This window comes from Polynucleobacter sp. 35-46-11, assembly GCF_002281105.1.
The window spans coordinates 1-2,094 of record NZ_NCFJ01000439.1 but is presented as its reverse complement, the minus strand read 5'-3'; the positions used below and the strand labels follow the sequence as shown (position 1 = coordinate 2,094).

The following is a 2,094-nucleotide window of genomic DNA, read 5'->3' as shown; positions in this document are numbered from 1 at the left end:
AGGCAAGTGTCCAGAGCTTCTTTGAGCTCTTCACTCTTCCAGCCATCCTTAATTACTTCACCCTGGAGCATTTCCCAGAATAGGCGTGAGCGTCCACGAGTAGAAAAGCGTTCTTCCTTAGTGGCGCGGTAGCTTGGACACATCGTGCCGATTTTTTCGCTACGGCATTTACCCATACCAACACAACGCTCAACTGCTCTCTGGAATCCATTGCCTTCTTGGCTCAAGAAATTTAAACGTGTTTTGATATTGACCACTTTGTACTCTGGGCCCATGCGCAGGTTTTCATCTACGCGATAGGGATGAACCACTTTTCCTGGATTAAGTTTGTTTTGCGGATCCCAGATGCGTTTGAACTCATGCATTGCGCCCATTAATTCTTCGCCAAACATGATGGGGAGAAATTCTGCCCTAGCTTGGCCATCACCATGCTCACCAGTGAGTGAGCCACCAAACTCCACAACTAAGGTTGCCGCATCCCGAATGAACGATCTAAATTTAGCAACGCCTTCTGCAGAGCGTAAGTTAAAAGTAATGCGCGCATGAATACATCCGTCGCCAAAGTGACCATAGAGCGAAGTCTGATATTCATAAGAATCTACTAGTTTCTGGAAAGCGCGAAGGTACTCACCCAAACGCGCTGGATCAACTGCGGCATCTTCCCAGCCAACAACTGGGTCAGGCGAGTTCGGGTCGATCGATAAGTGAGTAGCTGAGGCACCATTTTCCCGAATTGACCAAATACGTTTCTGCACTAGTGGGTCAGGCTCTAACCATGTAGATGGCTTTGGACCCTTCGTTCTTGTCTTGAAATATTCTTCCGCCTTTTGAGCCTGAGCAATAGCACCTTCGATAGTGTCATCTCCGAACTCTACAACTACCCAAGCGTTGCCAGGGGGAAGCAAATCAATCTCCGCTTTAGCTAAATTGCGCTCTTGTAAGCCACGAATAATTTTGTAATCTAATCCTTCAATCGCAATAGGATTGAAGGATTGGTATTCAGGTACGGCATCACCTGCCACATAAATATCATCAAAACCCAAAACGAGAACTACCCGTTTTGCTGGGCTCTTTACCAAGCGCACTTTTGCGGCCAGAGTGAGTGCGCAAGTCCCCTCCGTACCAACCAAGGCACGTGCGACGTTAAACCCATTCTCGGGTAGCAATTGATCTAAGTTATAACCAGAAACACGTCGCTTAATATTTGGGAAGCGCGCCCGAATCAAATCTGCATAGCGCTCACGCAAAGCTAGCAAGTCTCGATAGATTTGGCCTTTACGTCCACCAGCAGCAATAATGTCTTGCAACTCTTGATCAGAAGTTGGGCCAACCCAAAAGCGTTCACCGTCATAGGTCAGAATCTCTAATGCTTCGGTATTTTCAAGCGTCTTACCCGCCATTACGGAGTGGGCTCCGCAAGAGTTGTTGGCAACCATACCCCCCAAAGTGCAACGGCTGTGCGTCGAAGGATCTGGCGCAAAAGTAAGGCCATGCAGCTCAGCAGCATCACGCAGCGAGTCGCAGATGACGCCCGGCTCAACAATGGCATTGCCAGCACTTGGATCTAAGCTAAGAATATGGTTGCAGTACTTTGAAATATCAAATACGACCGCATTGTTCACAGTCTGACCATTCATGGATGTACCAGCACCGCGCATGAGCACCGGCGCTTTATTGCGATGGCAGATCTCAATACCTTTTACAAATTCTTCAGTATTTTTAGGGGTAACAACCCCGATCGGAATTTGGCGGTAGTTGGATGCTTCTGAGGCATAAACCGCCTGATGGGCTGTATCAAAATGAACAGAGCCACCTAAGGCAGCCGTTAATTCAATATTCAATTGCTCCCACTGAGAAATACCGCCCATGACTATGTCCTTATTTGATCTGGCGCCCTTTTAGGGTCTTTGTCATTCTAGCAATTCTTTGCAATGTATGACTTGTATGACTTCACATCAAATACAGGACTCAGAAGAAGAATTCAGCAGAATAATCTCCAGCAATTTTTTTCAAGCTAATGAATAATCTCCATATGAATACAAAACCAAAAGTTCTTGCATTTGATGTGTTTGGCACAGTAGTTGACTGGCATGG

General features: G+C 46.7%; 1 protein-coding gene. It reads right to left on the bottom strand.

Features of this window, described 5'->3' with window-relative positions; all coding sequences use genetic code 11:
- The coding region (locus tag B7Y67_RS16060) for an FAD-binding and (Fe-S)-binding domain-containing protein (protein WP_293599490.1) at positions 1–1,868 on the bottom strand (1,868 nt) is incomplete at its 3' end.
- Positions 1,869–2,094 lie beyond the last annotated feature (226 nt).